This window comes from Roseicyclus amphidinii (assembly GCF_030163755.1).
GTDB classification, from domain to species: Bacteria; Pseudomonadota; Alphaproteobacteria; order Rhodobacterales; family Rhodobacteraceae; genus Roseicyclus; species Roseicyclus amphidinii.
This window is the reverse complement of record NZ_JASJOE010000004.1, coordinates 61,559-76,203: the sequence shown is the minus strand read 5'-3', so window position 1 is coordinate 76,203 and position 14,645 is coordinate 61,559. Positions and strand designations below refer to the sequence as shown.

Sequence of the window (14,645 nt, the reverse complement as noted above, 5' to 3'; positions counted from 1 at the left end):
CGCCCCGAGGAGGGCGCCAGCGGCGCCTGACGAGGGGCGCCGCCCCCTACTCCACGATCCGCTCGATCACGTCGATCAGCGTCAGGTCGGGGTCGAAGGCTCCTGTCCGCAGGAACAGCAGCGTTTCGGCGATCACCAGCGGGTTGTTCATCATGAAGGTATGGGTCACCGGCAGCACGATGTGGTCGGCCATGCCCTCCACCCGCGTGCTCTCGACCGCGACCTTGCCGTCATCCTCGCCGGGGATCAGCGCCGAGTAGAACGGGTTGAGCGTCTGGTTGCCCGCGATCACGCCCAGCTCGAAATCCACCGGCGGCAGCCGGTTCGGCAGATCCCCCTCCCCGGTGCCCAGCTGCATCCCCGCGGGCCCGTTGATCCATTCGAAGGGCTCGAGCGGCCCCAGCACGTCCACCAGTTCCGACCCCGCGTTGGGCGGGGCCAGCATCACCACGCGGCCCAGCCGCTCCGGGCGGTGCCGCGCGAGCCAGTAGCGCAACAGGATGCCGCCCATCGAATGGGTCACGACATGCACCCGCCCCGCCCCGCAGCGCGCCATGGCGGGCAGAAGCGTCACGGGTGCAAGCTCGGCAATCGAGGCGCGGGTCGAGGGATAGCCGCGGTTCACGACCCGGTAGCCCTCGGCCTCCAGCGCCTCTTCCATCACGAGGAGCGAGGCCTCGGTCCGCGCCAGCCCGTGCAGCAGGATCACACACTCCTCCGCCCGCGCGGGCGGCGCGAGGCACAGGAGAAGAAGCAACGGGGCGATGCGCCGGATCATGCCGTGAACATAGGCACGCCGGCGCGCCCCCGCGAGAGGGGGATGGACGCCGCGCAGGACTTGGGCGAGGTTCGCGCCATGCCGACGCCCCGCCCCTTCCCCCGCCTCGCCGTCCGCGGCCTTCTTCTGATCGAGAACCGGCTGTTGCTGGTCAACGCCTGGGGCGGCGGCAAAAGCGACCTGCTCTGCGCGCCGGGCGGCGGGGTCGAGCCGCACAGCTCCCTGCCCGAGAACCTCGTCCGCGAATTCCACGAGGAAACCGGCCTGACTGTCGCGGTCGGCGCGCCCTGCCTCGTCAACGAGTTCCATGCCCCCGAACACGGCTTTCACCAGGTCGACGTCTATTTCCGCGTGACGCTGGTGGCGGGCGACCCGCGCGCGCCATGGACCGACCCCGAGGGGATCGTGACCGAACGTCACCTGGTCGCGCGCGAGGACATGGGCCGCTACCGCTACAAGCCCGACAGCCTGCCCGATGTCGCATGGTCGGACATCATCCACTACGATGCCTTGGAGCCGCTGGTGCGCTGAGGCCAGAGGCCCCAGGCGATCCCCCCGATCACCAGCGCACCCGCGCCGATCATCCGGAGCGTGGGCGCTTCCGCCAGGAAGACGACGCCGCCCAGCGCCGCGATCACCGGCACCGACAGCTGCACCAGCCCCGCGACCGACGCCCCGATCCGCGGCAGGACCGCATACCACAGCGCATAGCCCAGCCCCGAGGTCACCGCCCCCGATGTCACGGCCAGTGCAAGACCAGCAAGGCTCGCATCATTCGCCGTGGCCCCGCCGGTCTTCACCAGCACGGCCATGAAACAGGCCACCGTCGCCCAGACGAAGGCCGCGCCGGTGTCGCCCAAGGGGTCGGCCGAGCCGCGCCCCATCAGCGAATAGACGCCCCAACCGGCGGCGGCCGCCGCCATGGCCGCCACCGCCCATAGGGGCGTCACGGCCGCGCCGCCGGGCCAGACGAGCCAGGCCAAACCCGCCAGCGCCAGGCCCGCCCCCGCCCAGCGCCGCGCGGGAGGGCGTTCGCCCAGCAACAGGGCCCCCGCGAACATCGTCACCTGCACGCCCCCGAACAGGATCAGCGCGCCGAGGCCTGCGTCCATCGCCAGGTAGGCGACCGAGAAGCCCACGAGATAGGTGGTCAGCATGGCACCGCCGAGGATGCGTCTGGGCTGCAGAAGCGGCACCGAGCCATGCCGGATGCGGATCAGCAGCACCAGAACGGCCGCCCCCGCCACCGCGCGCACGAGGGCGAAATCGAGCGCGCCGATCTCGCCCGCGGCCACCGCGGCGCGGTTCAGGACGGAGTTGGCGGCGAAGGCCGCCATGACAAGAGCGGTCAGCGCGATCAGCCTCATGACAGCATCCGCGCGGCAAGCGCGCCCGCGAGGTAAGAGACCTTCCCGCCCGAGATCGTTCCGCCGACACGGCCCGCAGCGTCCATGATGACGAGGTCGGCGCGCAGCCCCTCGGCGATGCGCCCGCGGTCGCGCCACCCCATCACCCGCGCGGGCCCCTCCGAGACCAACGCCCATGCGGCCGGCCAACCATGGCGGTCGCTCAGTTTCACCGCCGCGCGGGCGAGCGTCGGGTAATGGTAATCCGAGACCAGCGCATCCACGAGACCCGCCTCGACCAGATCCGCGGCCGCGACCTTGCCGCTGTGCGAGCCGCCGCGCACCACGTTGGGCGCGCCCATGATGACGGGCTCGCCCGCCGCCTTGGCGGCCTCGGCCGCGGCGAGGGTTTCGGGGAACTCGCACAGATCGGCCCCAAGCGCCCGAAACTTGGCCCGATCCTCCGGGGTGTGGTCATCATGGCTGCCCATGCGCACACCATGCGCCGCCAGCCTCGCAGCGATGGGGGCCAGCGCCGCCGCCACCTCGGGGCCGTTGGCATGCAACGCCCCGAGCAGCCGCTCATGCGCCTCGGGCGAGCGCCCCGCCTTGAGCGCCTGCCCGGTCAGGCCCGGAGGGCGCTTGCCCTTGGCCAGCTGCGCATGGGGAAGGTGGTCGTTCCAGACGACGAAACCGATCCCATGCCGCGCCACGAGATCGGCCATCGCCTCCAGCGTGTCGAGCATGTGGGTCTCGACGCGCAGCTGCATCGCCATGTCGGTCAGCGTCTCCGCGCCCGCCAGCGTTTCGGCCAGCGTCGCCGAGAACTCGGGGCTGCGCATCCCGCCTTCCCAGCTCCAGAACTGGGCGAGAACGGCGGTGGTGATTCCCGCGGCCCCGCACTCCGCATCCAGACCGGCAAGCCCGGCCTCGGGGCGGTCGACAGCCCCGCGGCGCGGCGCCATGTGGCGCTCGAACCCGTCGCCGTGCAGGTCGATGATGCCGGGCAGGATGCGCCAGCCCGACAGGTCGATCTCGCGCCCACCGCCCGCAGCGATCCGCCCGCCCTCCAGCGACAGCGCCTCGCGCGCAAAGCCGTCCGGCAACAGGATCTCGGCCCCGGTCAGGCGCAGGGGCGGCAGATCACGCATCGTGGTAGGCACGGGCAAAGATCGAGGCACCGTCGGCTTCGGCGAGCCCCGCGTCGATGGCCGTCTCGAAGACCTGCTCCGCGACGGCCAGGGCGGGCGTTTCGACACCCGCCTCCGCTGCCACGCGGCGGAAGACATCGTTGTCCTTGTGCATGCCTGAGACGGGAAAGCCTACGGTCGTATCCTGGCCGAGGATCCGGGGCATGCGGTCGCGGATCGCGGGCATCGCGGCCGGGCCGCCACACAGGATGTTCAGCGCCGTTTCCATCGGCAGCCCCGCGCGCCGGCCAAGGCGCAACTGCTCGGTCAGACCGGCCATGTAGACCTGGATCATACCGTTGTTGATCGTCTTCATCACCAGCCCGCTGCCAAGCGGACCCACGTGAAAGATGCGATCGGTCAGGGCCTTTAGGGCCTCCAGAGCGCGGGCCGCCGCGGCCTCGTCACCGCCGAGGAAGATGCCGCACTGTCCGGCCGCGACCAGCTCGGGCCCGCCGGAAACCGGCGCATCCACGACGGCTGCGCCAAGGGCCGCCACGCGGTCCGCCCGCGCCTTGACCACTCCCGGTACCACGGTGCTCGTCTCGACGATCAGCTTGCCCGAAAGATCCAAGCCGAGAAGCGCATCCAGCGTCTCCGCCACGGCGGCATCGTCGAAGAGAGATGTCACGAGGACATCCGACGCCGCGACTAGCGACGCGAGGTCGGGGGCGGACGGCACCCCCTCGACGCCGCGACCGCTGCGGGTCCAGCCGGTCACCGGCACCCCCTGCCCCGCAAAGCGCTGCGCCATGGCCGCGCCCATGCGGCCCAGCCCGATCACGCCGATCCTGTCCATTGCATCACCCCCGTTCGGTTCACCGGGTCTTTGGCACGGAGAGGGCCGAACCGGCAACCTGTCGCGTGGCCAGCGCGGGCTCCGGCCTGAAACCGGCGCGGGCGACCGCGCAGCAAGACGGTCTTGCCAGACCTGTATCGCAGGCATCAGCATGGCACGGCACAAGGTTCGGAGGACAGATGCCAGGGATCGCCCATACTGCGGCCGAGATGATCGGCGGCATGTCACCCGAGCTGAAACCGGGGCTGTGGGTCTTCGTGACCGTGCCGCAGCGCGCGGACGCCGAGCGTCTCTTGCCGCGGGCGCTGGCGAGCTTTGCCGAGGCGGAAGGTCTGTCGTTGATCCTGCCGGCCGACATGGCCGAGGGGCAGCCGATGCGGCTGATCACGCTGAACGTCCATTCGGCGCTCGACGGTGTGGGGCTTACGGCGGCGGTGGCCGGTGCGCTCGCGGCGGAGGAGATCCCCTGCAACATGGTCGCGGCCTTCCATCACGACCACGTCTTCGTGCCCGCGGCGATGGCCGAGGCGGCGCTCGGGATCCTGCACCGGCTGCAGGACCAGGCCCGCGCGTAACGCAAAAGGGGCCGCACGCGGCGGCCCCTTCGCTGTCTTTGGTCAGGACGGGCCTGATTACATCATGCCGCCCATGCCGCCCATGTCGGGCATGCCGGCGCCTGCGCCGTCGTCCTTCTTGGGCTTGTCGGCGATCATCGCTTCTGTGGTGATCAGCAGGCCCGCGACCGATGCGGCGTCTTCCAGCGCGGTGCGGACGACCTTTGCGGGGTCGATCACGCCGAACTTGAACATGTCACCGTATTCTTCGGTCTGCGCGTTGAAGCCGAAGGACAGGTCGCTCGACTCGCGGATCTTGCCTGCGACGACCGAGCCGTCCACGCCTGCGTTCTCGGCGATCTGGCGCAGCGGAGCTTCCAGCGCCTTGCGGACGATGGCGATGCCTGCGTCCTGGTCGCTGTTCTCGCCCTTGACGCCGTCCAGCGCCTTGGCGCCCTGCACGAGAGCCACGCCGCCACCGACGACGACACCTTCCTGCACGGCAGCGCGGGTCGCGTTCAGGGCGTCATCGACGCGGTCCTTGCGCTCTTTCACTTCCACTTCGGTCATGCCGCCGACGCGGATGACGGCGACGCCGCCCGCCAGCTTGGCCACACGCTCCTGCAGCTTCTCGCGGTCGTAGTCCGAGGTGGTTTCCTCGATCTGCTGACGGATCTGGCTGACGCGTGCCTCGATCTCGGCCTTTTCGCCGTGACCGTCGACGATGGTGGTCTCGTCCTTGGTGATCGAGATGCGTTTGGCGGTGCCGAGCATGTCCATCGTGACGTTCTCGAGCTTCATCCCGAGATCTTCCGAGATCACCTGGCCGCCGGTCAGGATGGCGATGTCCTGCAGCATGGCCTTGCGGCGGTCACCGAAGCCCGGTGCCTTGACCGCGGCGATCTTCAGGCCGCCACGCAGCTTGTTGACCACGAGGGTCGCAAGGGCTTCGCCCTCGACGTCCTCGGCGATGATCAGAAGCGGCTTGCCCGACTGGATCACGGACTCGAGCAGCGGAACCATCGGCTGCAGCGACGAGAGCTTCTTCTCGTGCAGCAGGATCAGCGCGTCGTCGAGCTCGGCGACCATCTTGTCGGGGTTGGTCACGAAGTAGGGCGACAGGTAGCCGCGGTCGAACTGCATGCCTTCGACGACTTCGGTCTCGGTCTCGAGGCCCTTGTTCTCTTCGACGGTGATGACGCCGTCGTTGCCGACCTTCTGCATCGCATCCGCGATCTGGCGGCCGATTTCCTTCTCGCCGTTGGCCGAGATGGTGCCGACCTGCGCGACTTCGTCGCTGTCGGTCACGTCGCGGGCGGCGGCCTTGATGTGCGCGACGACCTTGGCGGTGGCCATGTCGATGCCGCGCTTGAGGTCCATCGGGTTCATGCCGGCGGCAACCGACTTCATGCCTTCCTTGACGATGGCCTGTGCCAGAACCGTCGCGGTGGTGGTGCCGTCGCCGGCCTCGTCATTGGTGCGGGAAGCGACTTCCTTCACCATCTGCGCGCCCATGTTCTCGAACTTGTCTTCCAGTTCGATTTCCTTGGCGACCGACACACCGTCCTTGGTGATGCGGGGGGCGCCGAAGCTCTTTTCGATCACCACGTTGCGGCCCTTGGGGCCCAGCGTCACCTTCACCGCGTCGGCGAGGATGTTGACGCCCTTGAGCATGCGGTTGCGGGCATCGGTGTTGAACCGTACGTCTTTAGCAGCCATGGTTTGCTCCTATTCCTGGATGGGTTGGTTGGAAAAGCGCGCGGCTCAGGCGATGACGCCGAGAATGTCGCTTTCCTTCATGATCAGCAGCTCTTCGCCGTCGACCGTCACCTCGGTGCCGGACCACTTGCCGAACAGCACGCGATCACCGGCCTTGACGGCCATCTCGATCAGCTCGCCGGAATCCTTGCGCGCGCCGTCGCCGCAGGCGATCACTTCGCCCTCGGCGGGCTTTTCCTTGGCGCTGTCGGGGATGATCAGACCGCCCTTGGTCTTCTCGTCGGATTCGACACGGCGGACCAGAACACGGTCATGCAGCGGTTTGAATGCCATCTCTCGAACTCTCCTCTCGGGTTCGGTTATGTCTCCCGTTATCACTCGCCCATGGTGAGTGCTAACGACGCGGAGATAGGCAGGCGGCTCGGGGGTGTCAACGCCCTGCAGCACGGATTTCGCACAAGACTGCGCAGAGGGCGTGGCCCCTGCGCCGCTCTGCGGCACGGTTGCCCCCTGACAAGCCGCGCCCGCTTCGCTAAGAGGCGCGAAAGTTTCCACCAAAATCCGCGGAAGTGACCCATGACCACCCTCGTTTTCGGCCATAAATCGCCCGACACCGACTCGACCGGATCGCCCATCATCTGGGCCTGGTACCTGAGCGAGGTGAAGGGCACCGCCGCCGAGCCCGTGCTGCTGGGCGAGCCCAATACCGAAGCGGCCTTCATGCTGGCGCGCTGGAACCTCGACAAGCCGCGCATCGTGGCGGGCGTCGAGGCCGGAACCCCGGTGGTGATCGTCGATACCAACAATCCCGCCGAGCTGCCCGAGGGGATCAACGACACCGACATCCAGGCGATCATCGACCATCACAAGCTGGTCGGCGGGCTGGAGACGAAGGGCCCGATCGACATCCGCATCGAGCCGCTTGCCTGCACCGCCACGATCATGCGCAAGATGATCGGCGACGACCTGGCGAAGGCACCCGAGGGCGTGAAGGGCGCGATGCTGTCCTGCATCCTGTCGGACACGCTGGAGTTCCGCTCGCCCACCACGACCGACGAGGACCGCGCCGTGGCCGAGGCGCTGGCGGCCGACCTGGGCATCGACATCCCCTCCTATGCCGCCGAGATGTTCGCGGCCAAGTCCGATGTCTCGGCCTTCTCCGAGGCGGAGCTGCTGCGGATGGACAGCAAGACCTACGAGGTGGGCGGCAAGACCTTCCGCGTGTCGGTTCTTGAAACCACCTCGCCCGGCACGGTGCTGTCGCGCAAGGACGCGCTGATCGCGGCGATGCCGACGGTCGCCGAGGAAGACGGCGCCGACCAGGTGCTGCTGTTCGTCGTGGACATCCTGAACGAGGAGGCGACGCTGCTGGTGCCGAACGCGCTGGTCAGGCAGGTGGCCGAGAAGAGCTTTGCCGCCGCGCCGGGCGAGGCCGACACCGTCGTGCTTCCGGGCATCGTCAGCCGCAAGAAGCAGATCATCCCCAACCTCGCGCTTTGACGCGTCCCGCCTGTTTCCGGGAAACGGCCGGCTGCGCGCGGCGCAGCCGGCCGTTTGCGATTTTTCGTACGAAAAATCGCATCGGGCGACGCCGCAGGCGGCGCAATCCCTCGACGCTCCGGGAACAAGCGCCTACACCGGCCCCGACCCCGGAACAGGAGCGCCGCCCATGACCCGCATCATCGACACCCTCGCCGAGATTTCCGGCCATTACGACGCGGTTTTCTGCGACCTCTGGGGCTGCGTGCATGACGGCCTGCGCGCCTTCCCCGCCGCAGTAGAGGCGCTGCGCGCCTTCAAGGCCGAGGGCGGCACCGTGGTGCTGGTGACCAACGCGCCCCGCCCGCGGGCCAGCGTGGCACGGCAACTGGACCGGCTGGGTGTTCCCGCGGATTGCTGGGACGTGATCGCCACCTCGGGCGACAGCGCGCGGGCCGCGATGTTCGAGGGCGTGATCGGCACAAGGGTCTGGCACATCGGCGAACCGCATGACGCCCCCTTCTTCGAGCCGCTGGAACTGCTCTCGGACCCCGTCGAGATCGAGAAGGTCGACCTGGCCGAGGCCGAGGGCATCGTCTGCACCGGCCCGTTCGACCCCCATGCCGATCCGTCGGTGATGCGGCCGCAGTTCCTTCTGGCCAAGACGAAGGGGCTCAAGCTTTTGTGCGCGAACCCCGACATCGTCGTGGACCGCGGTGAGAGCCGGGAATGGTGCGCGGGTGCGCTGGCCGAGCTCTATACCGAGATGGGGGGCGAGAGCCTGTATTTCGGCAAGCCGCATCCGCCAATCTACGACCTTGCCCGGCGGCGGCTGGAGCAGATCGGCCGACGCGTGGCCGACGACCGCATCCTCGCCATCGGCGACGGCATCCGCACCGATGTGCTGGGGGGCATGGGCGAGAACATCGACACGCTCTTCATCACCGGCGGGTTGGCGCGCGAGGAGACGGGCACGGTTGACCAGCCCGACCCCGCAAGGCTCGCGCGGTTCCTGACCGATGCGGAACTCGAGCCGACCTACTCCATCGGCATGCTGCGCTGATCCTCGAGGGATTTCGCCGCGCTGCGCGCGCCGACCCGGCGGCGGGCGCAGCGCCCGCCGGGCCCCTTGGCAGGCGACGGGACGGATGGGGGCGTCATGCCCGTGGCAGGCCGGTCGCCATGCGTATTTGGAGAAAGATGAAGGAAAGATGTCGCGCAACATAATTGCGGCATTTTGAGCTTGAGGCGCATTTTGTTGCTTTCTGCATTGCAGAACCGCCCCGTCCTGGCGTATGAGGGCGGCAAGATGCAGGAGACTCAGCCCATGCTCGACAACATCATGACCGGCACGATCGTGATCGAGGATCTGGAGATCGGCATGAAGCGTTCGCTTCAGAAGCTGATCACCGACCATGACATCGAGCTCTTCGCCGAGGTCTCGACCGACCGGAACCCGGTGCATCTCGATGACGATTATGCCCGCGACACGATCTTCGAGGGGCGCATCGCCCATGGCATGCTGACCGCCGGCCTGATCTCGGCGGTGATCGGCGAGCAGTTGCCGGGGCATGGCACCGTCTACCTCGGCCAGACGCTCAAGTTCATGGCCCCCGTCCGCCCCGGCGACATGGTCCATGCCGAGGTGGAGGTGATGGAGATCGACCATTCCCGCCGCCGCGTGACGCTGGCCACCCATTGCCGCGTGGGCAAGACCGTGGTGCTGAAGGGCGAGGCCGTCGTCCTTGCGCCCTCGCGCAAGTTCGACTGAACCGCCGCCCGCTTGCGCATCGCCGCGGGGGCGGCTACCCGTCCCCCATGCGGATCCTGCGTGACCCCCAGTATACCCGTCCCGAAGACCGCGGCGCCTCGGCCGCGATCGGGAATTTCGACGGTGTCCACTTTGGCCACCGGCATGTGATCGACCTTGCCCGTCGGCCCGGCGTGGCCCTTGGCGTCGTGACCTTCGAGCCGCATCCGCGCGCGTTCTTCGCGCCCGACGCCCCGCCCTTTCGCCTGATGAACGCCGAGGCGCGGGCGCATCGGCTGGAGAAGCTGGGGGTGGAGCTGCTGGCCGAGTTGCCCTTCGACGCACGGCTGTCGTCGCTGACCGCCGAGGCGTTCGCGCGCGACGTTCTGGCCGGGGGCCTTGGCCTGAGCCACGTGGTCGTGGGCGCGGATTTCTGTTTCGGCAAGGGGCGGACCGGGACAGCGGGGATGTTGCGGGAGTTCGGCGCGCGTTTCGGCTTCGAGGTGACGGTGGCCGAATTGCTGTCGGGTGATGCGGGGGCCGTGTCCTCGACCGCGATCCGGGCGGCTTTGAGCGAGGGGCGTCCGCGGGACGCGGCCGACATGCTGGGCCATTGGCATCGGATCGAGGGGCCGGTGCTGCATGGCGAGAAGAGGGGGCGCGAGCTGGGCTACCCGACCGCAAACATGGAGCTTGAGGGGCTGCATGTGCCGCGGCTTGGCGTCTACGCCGTGCTGGTCGACGTGCTGGAGGGGCCACACAGGGGCACCTATCACGGGGTCGCCAATCTGGGCATCCGGCCGATGTTCGAGCGGGCGACGCCGAACCTCGAGACCTTCCTCTTCGACTTCAAGGGCGACCTTTACGGGCAGCACCTGTCGGTGGGTCTGGTCGAATGGCTCCGCGGAGAGGCGAAATTCGACGGGTTGGATGCGTTGATCACGCAGATGGACGCAGACAGCGCGCGGGCCCGCGCGATCCTGGGGGCGCTGTGAGAGAGCGGTTCTGGGACCACGTGCCGATGGCGAAGATGACGCCCGAGGAGTGGGAGGCGCTGTGCGACGGCTGCGGCAAGTGCTGCCTCAACAAGCTGGAGGACGAGGAAACCGGCGAGGTCGCGCTGACCCGCGTCGCCTGCCGGTTGCTCGACGACCAGACCTGCCGCTGCGGGCAATACGAGATCCGCAAGATGCTGGTGCCCGAATGCATCCGGCTCACGCCCGAGACGATGGGCGATGTCGCCTATTTCATGCCGGAAACCTGCGCCTACCGGTTGCTGCACGAGGGCAAGCCGCTGAAATGGTGGCATCCGCTGGTGTCGGGCGATCCCGAGAGCGTGCATGAGGCCGGCGTCAGCATCCGTGGCCTGTCGGTGCCCGAGTTCGAGGTGCCGGAGGAAGACTGGGAAGACTACATCATCGAGGAGCCGGGCACGTGAATTTTGCCTCCGACAACACCGGGCCGGTGCATCCCCGCATCATGGAGGCGGTCGTGGCCGCCAACGCGGGCGCCGCGATGCCCTATGGCAATGACGACACCACCCGCGCCGCGCGGGATGCCGTCCGCGCGCTTTTCGAGGCGCCGGAGGCGGCGGTGGAGTTCGTCGCCACGGGCAGCGTCGCCAATGCGCTGGCGCTGGCCTGTCTCGTGAAGCCGTGGGACGGCATCTTCTGCCACCGGGTCGCCCATGTGGAAGAGGACGAATGCGGCGCGCCGGAGTTCTATTCGAACGCCAAGCTGATCCTCGTCGAGGGGGACGACGCCAAGATGGGGCCGGACGCGCTGGAGGCCGCGATCCTGCAGGCCGCCGACCGCGGCGTGCATGGCGTGCAGCCGGGCGCGGTGACGCTGACCAACATCACCGAGCGCGGCACGGTCTATACCCTGGCCGAGATCCGCGCGCTGGCCGAGGTGGCCCATGCCCATAGCCTGCCCGTGCATCTGGACGGCGCACGTTTCGCCAATGCTTGCGCCGCGCTGGGGTGCAGCCCGGCCGAGATGACGTGGAAGGCGGGTGTCGATGCGGTCAGCTTCGGCGGCACCAAGAACGGCTGCATGGGGGTCGAGGCGGTGGTGATGTTCGACGCCGCGAAGGGCCGCGAGCTGGAGCTGCGCCGCAAGCGCGGCGGGCATCTCTTCTCCAAGCACCGGTATCTGTCGGCGCAGATGGGGGCCTATTGCGCGGACGGGCTGTGGCTGGAGATGGCCGAGGCGGCCAATGCCCGCATGGCGCAGCTGGTGCAGGGGCTGGCCCGCGTGCCGGGCGCGCGCATCGCGCATCCGGTGGCGGGCAACCTCGGGTTCCTCGACCTGCCGCGGGCCGCGCATGAGCGGGCCTTTGCGGCAGGCGCGCAGTATTACACCTTTCCGGGCGGCGCGATGGAGCGCGCGGCCCCGGACGCGGCCGTGCGCTGCCGGATCGTCTGCGACTGGTCCAAGACCGCCGATGAGGTCGAGGCGCTGCTCGCCGCCTGGGCGGGCTGAGGCGGGGCTTCAGGCGAGGTCGTCGAGAAAGCCGGTGATCGCCGCGGCCACCTTGCCGGGATGGGTGATCGGCACCATGTGCCCTGCCCCCTCGACCACCACGCGGGTGTGACCCGGCAGGGCCGCGCCGAGGGCCGTCTGGATCTCGGCCACCACGGGCGGGCTGTCTTCGCCTTCGATCAGCAGGACGGGGCAGGCGATTTGCCCCAGCCGCGGCAAGAGGCGCGCGTGATCGTCATGAAGCGCGGGGTGGCTGGCAAGGACCACCCAGATCCGCTCGATCATGTAGCGCCGTTGCGCCTCGGGCATGGCATCGAGCGGCACGCCGCCGCCCCAGACCGAGAGGAACAGGCGCGTCGCCGCCTCGACCTCGCCCCGTGCGAAGTGGTCTTCGAGGGGGGCGATGGCCTCGGCGTGGGACTGCCAACCCGGTCGCCCCGCGGCAGCCGCGAACAGCACCGGTTCGATCAGCGTGAGCGAGGCCACGCGCCCCGGATGATCGAGGGCGAGCCTGAGCGCGATGGTGGCCCCGAAGCTGTGGCCGACCAGGTGGCAGGGCGTGCCCGGCAGGTGGCCCTCCACCGCGTCGGTGCAGCTGTCGTGGTAGTCGCGCGCGGGGTCGCGGGCGGGGCCGCGCCCGTGGCCGGGCAGGTCCGGCGCGGTCAGATGCAGCCGCTCCGAAAGCGCGCGCGCCACGCCGTCCCATGCGCCCGAATGGGCGAGCGAGCAATGCAGGAGAAGGGCAGGGTCGCCGCCCTGCCCCCAATGACGGGCAAAGCCGTTCACAGCTTGCCGGACAGGAACATGTCCAGGTCCTCGATCCGGTCCTGGCCCCAGAATTTCTCCGACCCGTCGACGATGTAGAAGGGCGCGCCGAAGACACCGGCGTTCACCGCCTCCTCGGTGTTGCGGACGTAGTCCTCGGCCCCGGCCAGCATCCCCATGCCCGCCAGACCGCGGTCGAAGCCTGTGGCCTCGAGGCAGTCGGCGATCACCGCGTCCTCGGCGATGTCGCGGTTGTCGCGCCAGACCGCGCCGGTCAGCGCATGAACCAACGCGCCCAGATCGCCGCCCCCCGCCTTGGCCGCGGCGATGAAGGCATAGGAGGACGGCGCGGGGTTGACCGCCCGGTAGGGCGGGTCGAGATCGAGCGGCAGGCCATGCCGGGCGGACTGGCGGCGCAGCTCCTGCAACCGGTAGTCGAGCCGCGCGGGGTGGCGCTCCTTGACGGGCACGCCGCCGGTGCGCGCGAAAAGCGCCCCGGTCAGGTCCACGGGCTTGTAGGCGATGGTGGCACCGTGACGCGCGGCCACCTCCTCCATCCGGGTTCCGGCCAGGTAGGTGTAGGGCGAGACGGTGGAGAAGTAGTAATCTATGCGGGCCATGTGCGGCGCCCCTTTCTTTTCGGCTTTGCGCGGACAGTAGACGGGTGCTAGGGGGTGTCAACGACCCGGGCCGGGGGGCTCCGGGAAAGCCTGCCACGAGGACCCACAGACATGCCCGCACAAGACCCGAAGCTCATTTCCGGGAACGCCAACCGCACGCTTGCCGAGGCGATCAGCCGCCGGATGTCGATGCACAGGGGCATGCAGGTCGGGCTGGTCGACGCCCGCGTCGAACGCTTCAACGACGGCGAGGTCTTCGTCGAGGTCTACGAGAATGTCCGCGGCGAGGACATGTTCATCATCCAGCCGACCTCCAAGCCCGCCAATGACAACCTGATGGAGCTGTTGATCATGGCCGACGCGCTGCGCCGGTCATCGGCGGCACGGATCACCGCCGTGATCCCCTATTTCGGCTACGCGCGGCAGGATCGCCGCACCAAGGCGCGCACGCCGATCAGCGCCAAGATGGTCGCCAACATGATGACCGCGGGCGGCATCGAGCGGGTGCTGACGATGGACCTGCACGCGGCCCAGATCCAGGGCTTCTTCGACATCCCCGTCGACAACCTCTATGCCTCGCCGATCTTCGCGCTCGACATCCTGCACCAGTTCGACGGCGACATGTCCGACGTGATGGTCGTCTCGCCCGACGTGGGCGGCGTGGCCCGCGCGCGGGAACTGGCCACCCGCATCGGCGCCCCGCTCGCCATCGTGGACAAGCGCCGCGAGCAGGCGGGCGAAGTCGCGGGCATGACCGTGATCGGCGAGGTCACCGGCCGCCGCTGCATCATCGTCGACGACATGTGCGACACCGCCGGCACGCTGTGCAAGGCCGCCGAGGTGCTGATGGAGGCCGGGGCCGTCGAGGTTCACGCCTATACCAGCCATGGCGTCATGAGCGGCCCCGCGGTCGAGCGGATCACCGGGTCGGTGCTGAAATCCATGGTCATCACCGACACGATCGAGGCGACCAAGCCCGTGGCGGCCTGCCCCAACATCCGCGTCCTGCCGACCGCGCCCATGTTCGCGCAGGCCATCGTCAACATCTGGAACGGCACCAGCGTCTCGTCGCTGTTCGACACCGGCAGCATCGTCCCGATCTACGAGGGGCTTTATCCCAAGGGGATGTGGGGGCGCTGATCGCGCGGGCCGCGCGCAGAC

General features: G+C 68.9%; 17 protein-coding genes. 9 read left to right on the top strand and 8 right to left on the bottom strand.

Annotated features, from left to right (window positions below; genetic code table 11):
• Positions 1-46 precede the first annotated feature (46 nt).
• A complete protein-coding gene (locus QQK83_RS02555; protein ID WP_284261391.1) occupies positions 47-778 on the bottom strand; it encodes an alpha/beta fold hydrolase in 732 nt (243 codons plus the stop codon).
• Positions 779-820: 42 nt separating this feature from the next.
• On the opposite strand from QQK83_RS02555, the gene QQK83_RS02550 reads away from it, so the two are divergent.
• Positions 821-1,309 (top strand): NUDIX domain-containing protein, encoded by a 489-nt coding sequence (locus QQK83_RS02550; RefSeq protein ID WP_284261465.1) that lies wholly within the window; start codon positions 821-823, stop codon positions 1,307-1,309.
• Here the strand turns inward: QQK83_RS02550 and QQK83_RS02545 are convergent.
• The 3 genes from QQK83_RS02545 to QQK83_RS02535 are packed head-to-tail and all read right to left on the bottom strand — an operon-like array spanning position 1,279 to position 4,113.
• On the bottom strand, positions 1,279-2,145 hold the full coding sequence (locus QQK83_RS02545) for a DMT family transporter (RefSeq protein ID WP_284261390.1): 867 nt from the start codon (positions 2,143-2,145) through the stop codon (positions 1,279-1,281). The genes QQK83_RS02550 and QQK83_RS02545 overlap by 31 nt on opposite strands.
• Entirely contained in the window at positions 2,142-3,275 is a 1,134-nt protein-coding gene (locus QQK83_RS02540; RefSeq protein WP_284261388.1) for an alpha-D-ribose 1-methylphosphonate 5-triphosphate diphosphatase, read from the bottom strand. Before QQK83_RS02540 ends, QQK83_RS02545 begins: the two co-directional genes overlap by 4 nt.
• Complete coding sequence (locus QQK83_RS02535) at positions 3,268-4,113, bottom strand: NAD(P)-dependent oxidoreductase (RefSeq protein ID WP_284261387.1); 846 nt, start codon at positions 4,111-4,113, stop codon at positions 3,268-3,270. The genes QQK83_RS02540 and QQK83_RS02535 overlap by 8 nt, the downstream gene beginning before the upstream one ends.
• 179 nt (positions 4,114-4,292) lie before the next feature.
• Here QQK83_RS02535 and QQK83_RS02530 point away from each other — a divergent pair, with 179 nt between their 5' ends.
• Entirely contained in the window at positions 4,293-4,688 is a 396-nt protein-coding gene (locus tag QQK83_RS02530) for an ACT domain-containing protein (RefSeq protein WP_284261386.1), read from the top strand.
• 57 nt (positions 4,689-4,745) lie between these two features.
• Here the strand turns inward: QQK83_RS02530 and groL are convergent, their stop codons facing one another.
• Together groL and QQK83_RS02520 are read right to left on the bottom strand one after the other, a co-directional pair.
• A complete protein-coding gene (groL, locus tag QQK83_RS02525; protein ID WP_284261384.1) occupies positions 4,746-6,386 on the bottom strand; it encodes a chaperonin GroEL in 1,641 nt (546 codons plus the stop codon).
• Positions 6,387-6,431: 45 nt separating this feature from the next.
• Complete coding sequence (locus QQK83_RS02520) at positions 6,432-6,719, bottom strand: co-chaperone GroES (RefSeq protein WP_284261382.1); 288 nt, start codon at positions 6,717-6,719, stop codon at positions 6,432-6,434.
• Positions 6,720-6,962: 243 nt separating this feature from the next.
• On the opposite strand from QQK83_RS02520, the gene QQK83_RS02515 reads away from it, so the two are divergent.
• From QQK83_RS02515 to QQK83_RS02490, 6 genes are all read left to right on the top strand, one after another.
• Entirely contained in the window at positions 6,963-7,886 is a 924-nt protein-coding gene (locus tag QQK83_RS02515) for a manganese-dependent inorganic pyrophosphatase (protein WP_284261380.1), read from the top strand.
• Positions 7,887-8,055: 169 nt separating this feature from the next.
• Positions 8,056-8,928, top strand: a complete 873-nt coding sequence (locus QQK83_RS02510; RefSeq protein WP_284261378.1) for a TIGR01459 family HAD-type hydrolase — start codon at positions 8,056-8,058, stop codon at positions 8,926-8,928.
• A 264-nt stretch (positions 8,929-9,192) separates the two neighbouring features.
• Entirely contained in the window at positions 9,193-9,636 is a 444-nt protein-coding gene (locus tag QQK83_RS02505) for a MaoC family dehydratase (RefSeq protein WP_284261463.1), read from the top strand.
• Positions 9,637-9,683: 47 nt separating this feature from the next.
• The gene (locus QQK83_RS02500) at positions 9,684-10,610 is read left to right on the top strand and encodes a bifunctional riboflavin kinase/FAD synthetase (RefSeq protein ID WP_284261376.1); all 927 of its coding nucleotides are present in this window, start codon (positions 9,684-9,686) and stop codon (positions 10,608-10,610) included.
• Positions 10,607-11,053 carry a YcgN family cysteine cluster protein gene (locus tag QQK83_RS02495; protein ID WP_284261374.1) on the top strand — a complete coding sequence of 149 codons (447 nt, stop codon included), beginning with the start codon at positions 10,607-10,609 and terminating at the stop codon, positions 11,051-11,053. Before QQK83_RS02500 ends, QQK83_RS02495 begins: the two co-directional genes overlap by 4 nt.
• Complete coding sequence (locus QQK83_RS02490) at positions 11,050-12,099, top strand: threonine aldolase family protein (protein ID WP_284261372.1); 1,050 nt, start codon at positions 11,050-11,052, stop codon at positions 12,097-12,099. Before QQK83_RS02495 ends, QQK83_RS02490 begins: the two co-directional genes overlap by 4 nt.
• A gap of 9 nt (positions 12,100-12,108) precedes the next feature.
• Here QQK83_RS02490 and QQK83_RS02485 read toward each other — a convergent pair whose 3' ends face one another.
• Entirely contained in the window at positions 12,109-12,885 is a 777-nt protein-coding gene (locus QQK83_RS02485; protein WP_284261370.1) for an alpha/beta fold hydrolase, read from the bottom strand.
• Positions 12,882-13,484, bottom strand: a complete 603-nt coding sequence (locus QQK83_RS02480) for a 2-hydroxychromene-2-carboxylate isomerase (RefSeq protein ID WP_284261368.1) — start codon at positions 13,482-13,484, stop codon at positions 12,882-12,884. Before QQK83_RS02480 ends, QQK83_RS02485 begins: the two co-directional genes overlap by 4 nt.
• 111 nt (positions 13,485-13,595) lie before the next feature.
• On the opposite strand from QQK83_RS02480, the gene QQK83_RS02475 reads away from it, so the two are divergent.
• On the top strand, positions 13,596-14,624 hold the full coding sequence (locus QQK83_RS02475) for a ribose-phosphate pyrophosphokinase (protein WP_284261366.1): 1,029 nt from the start codon (positions 13,596-13,598) through the stop codon (positions 14,622-14,624).
• The last annotated feature ends 21 nt before the right edge of the window (positions 14,625-14,645 follow it).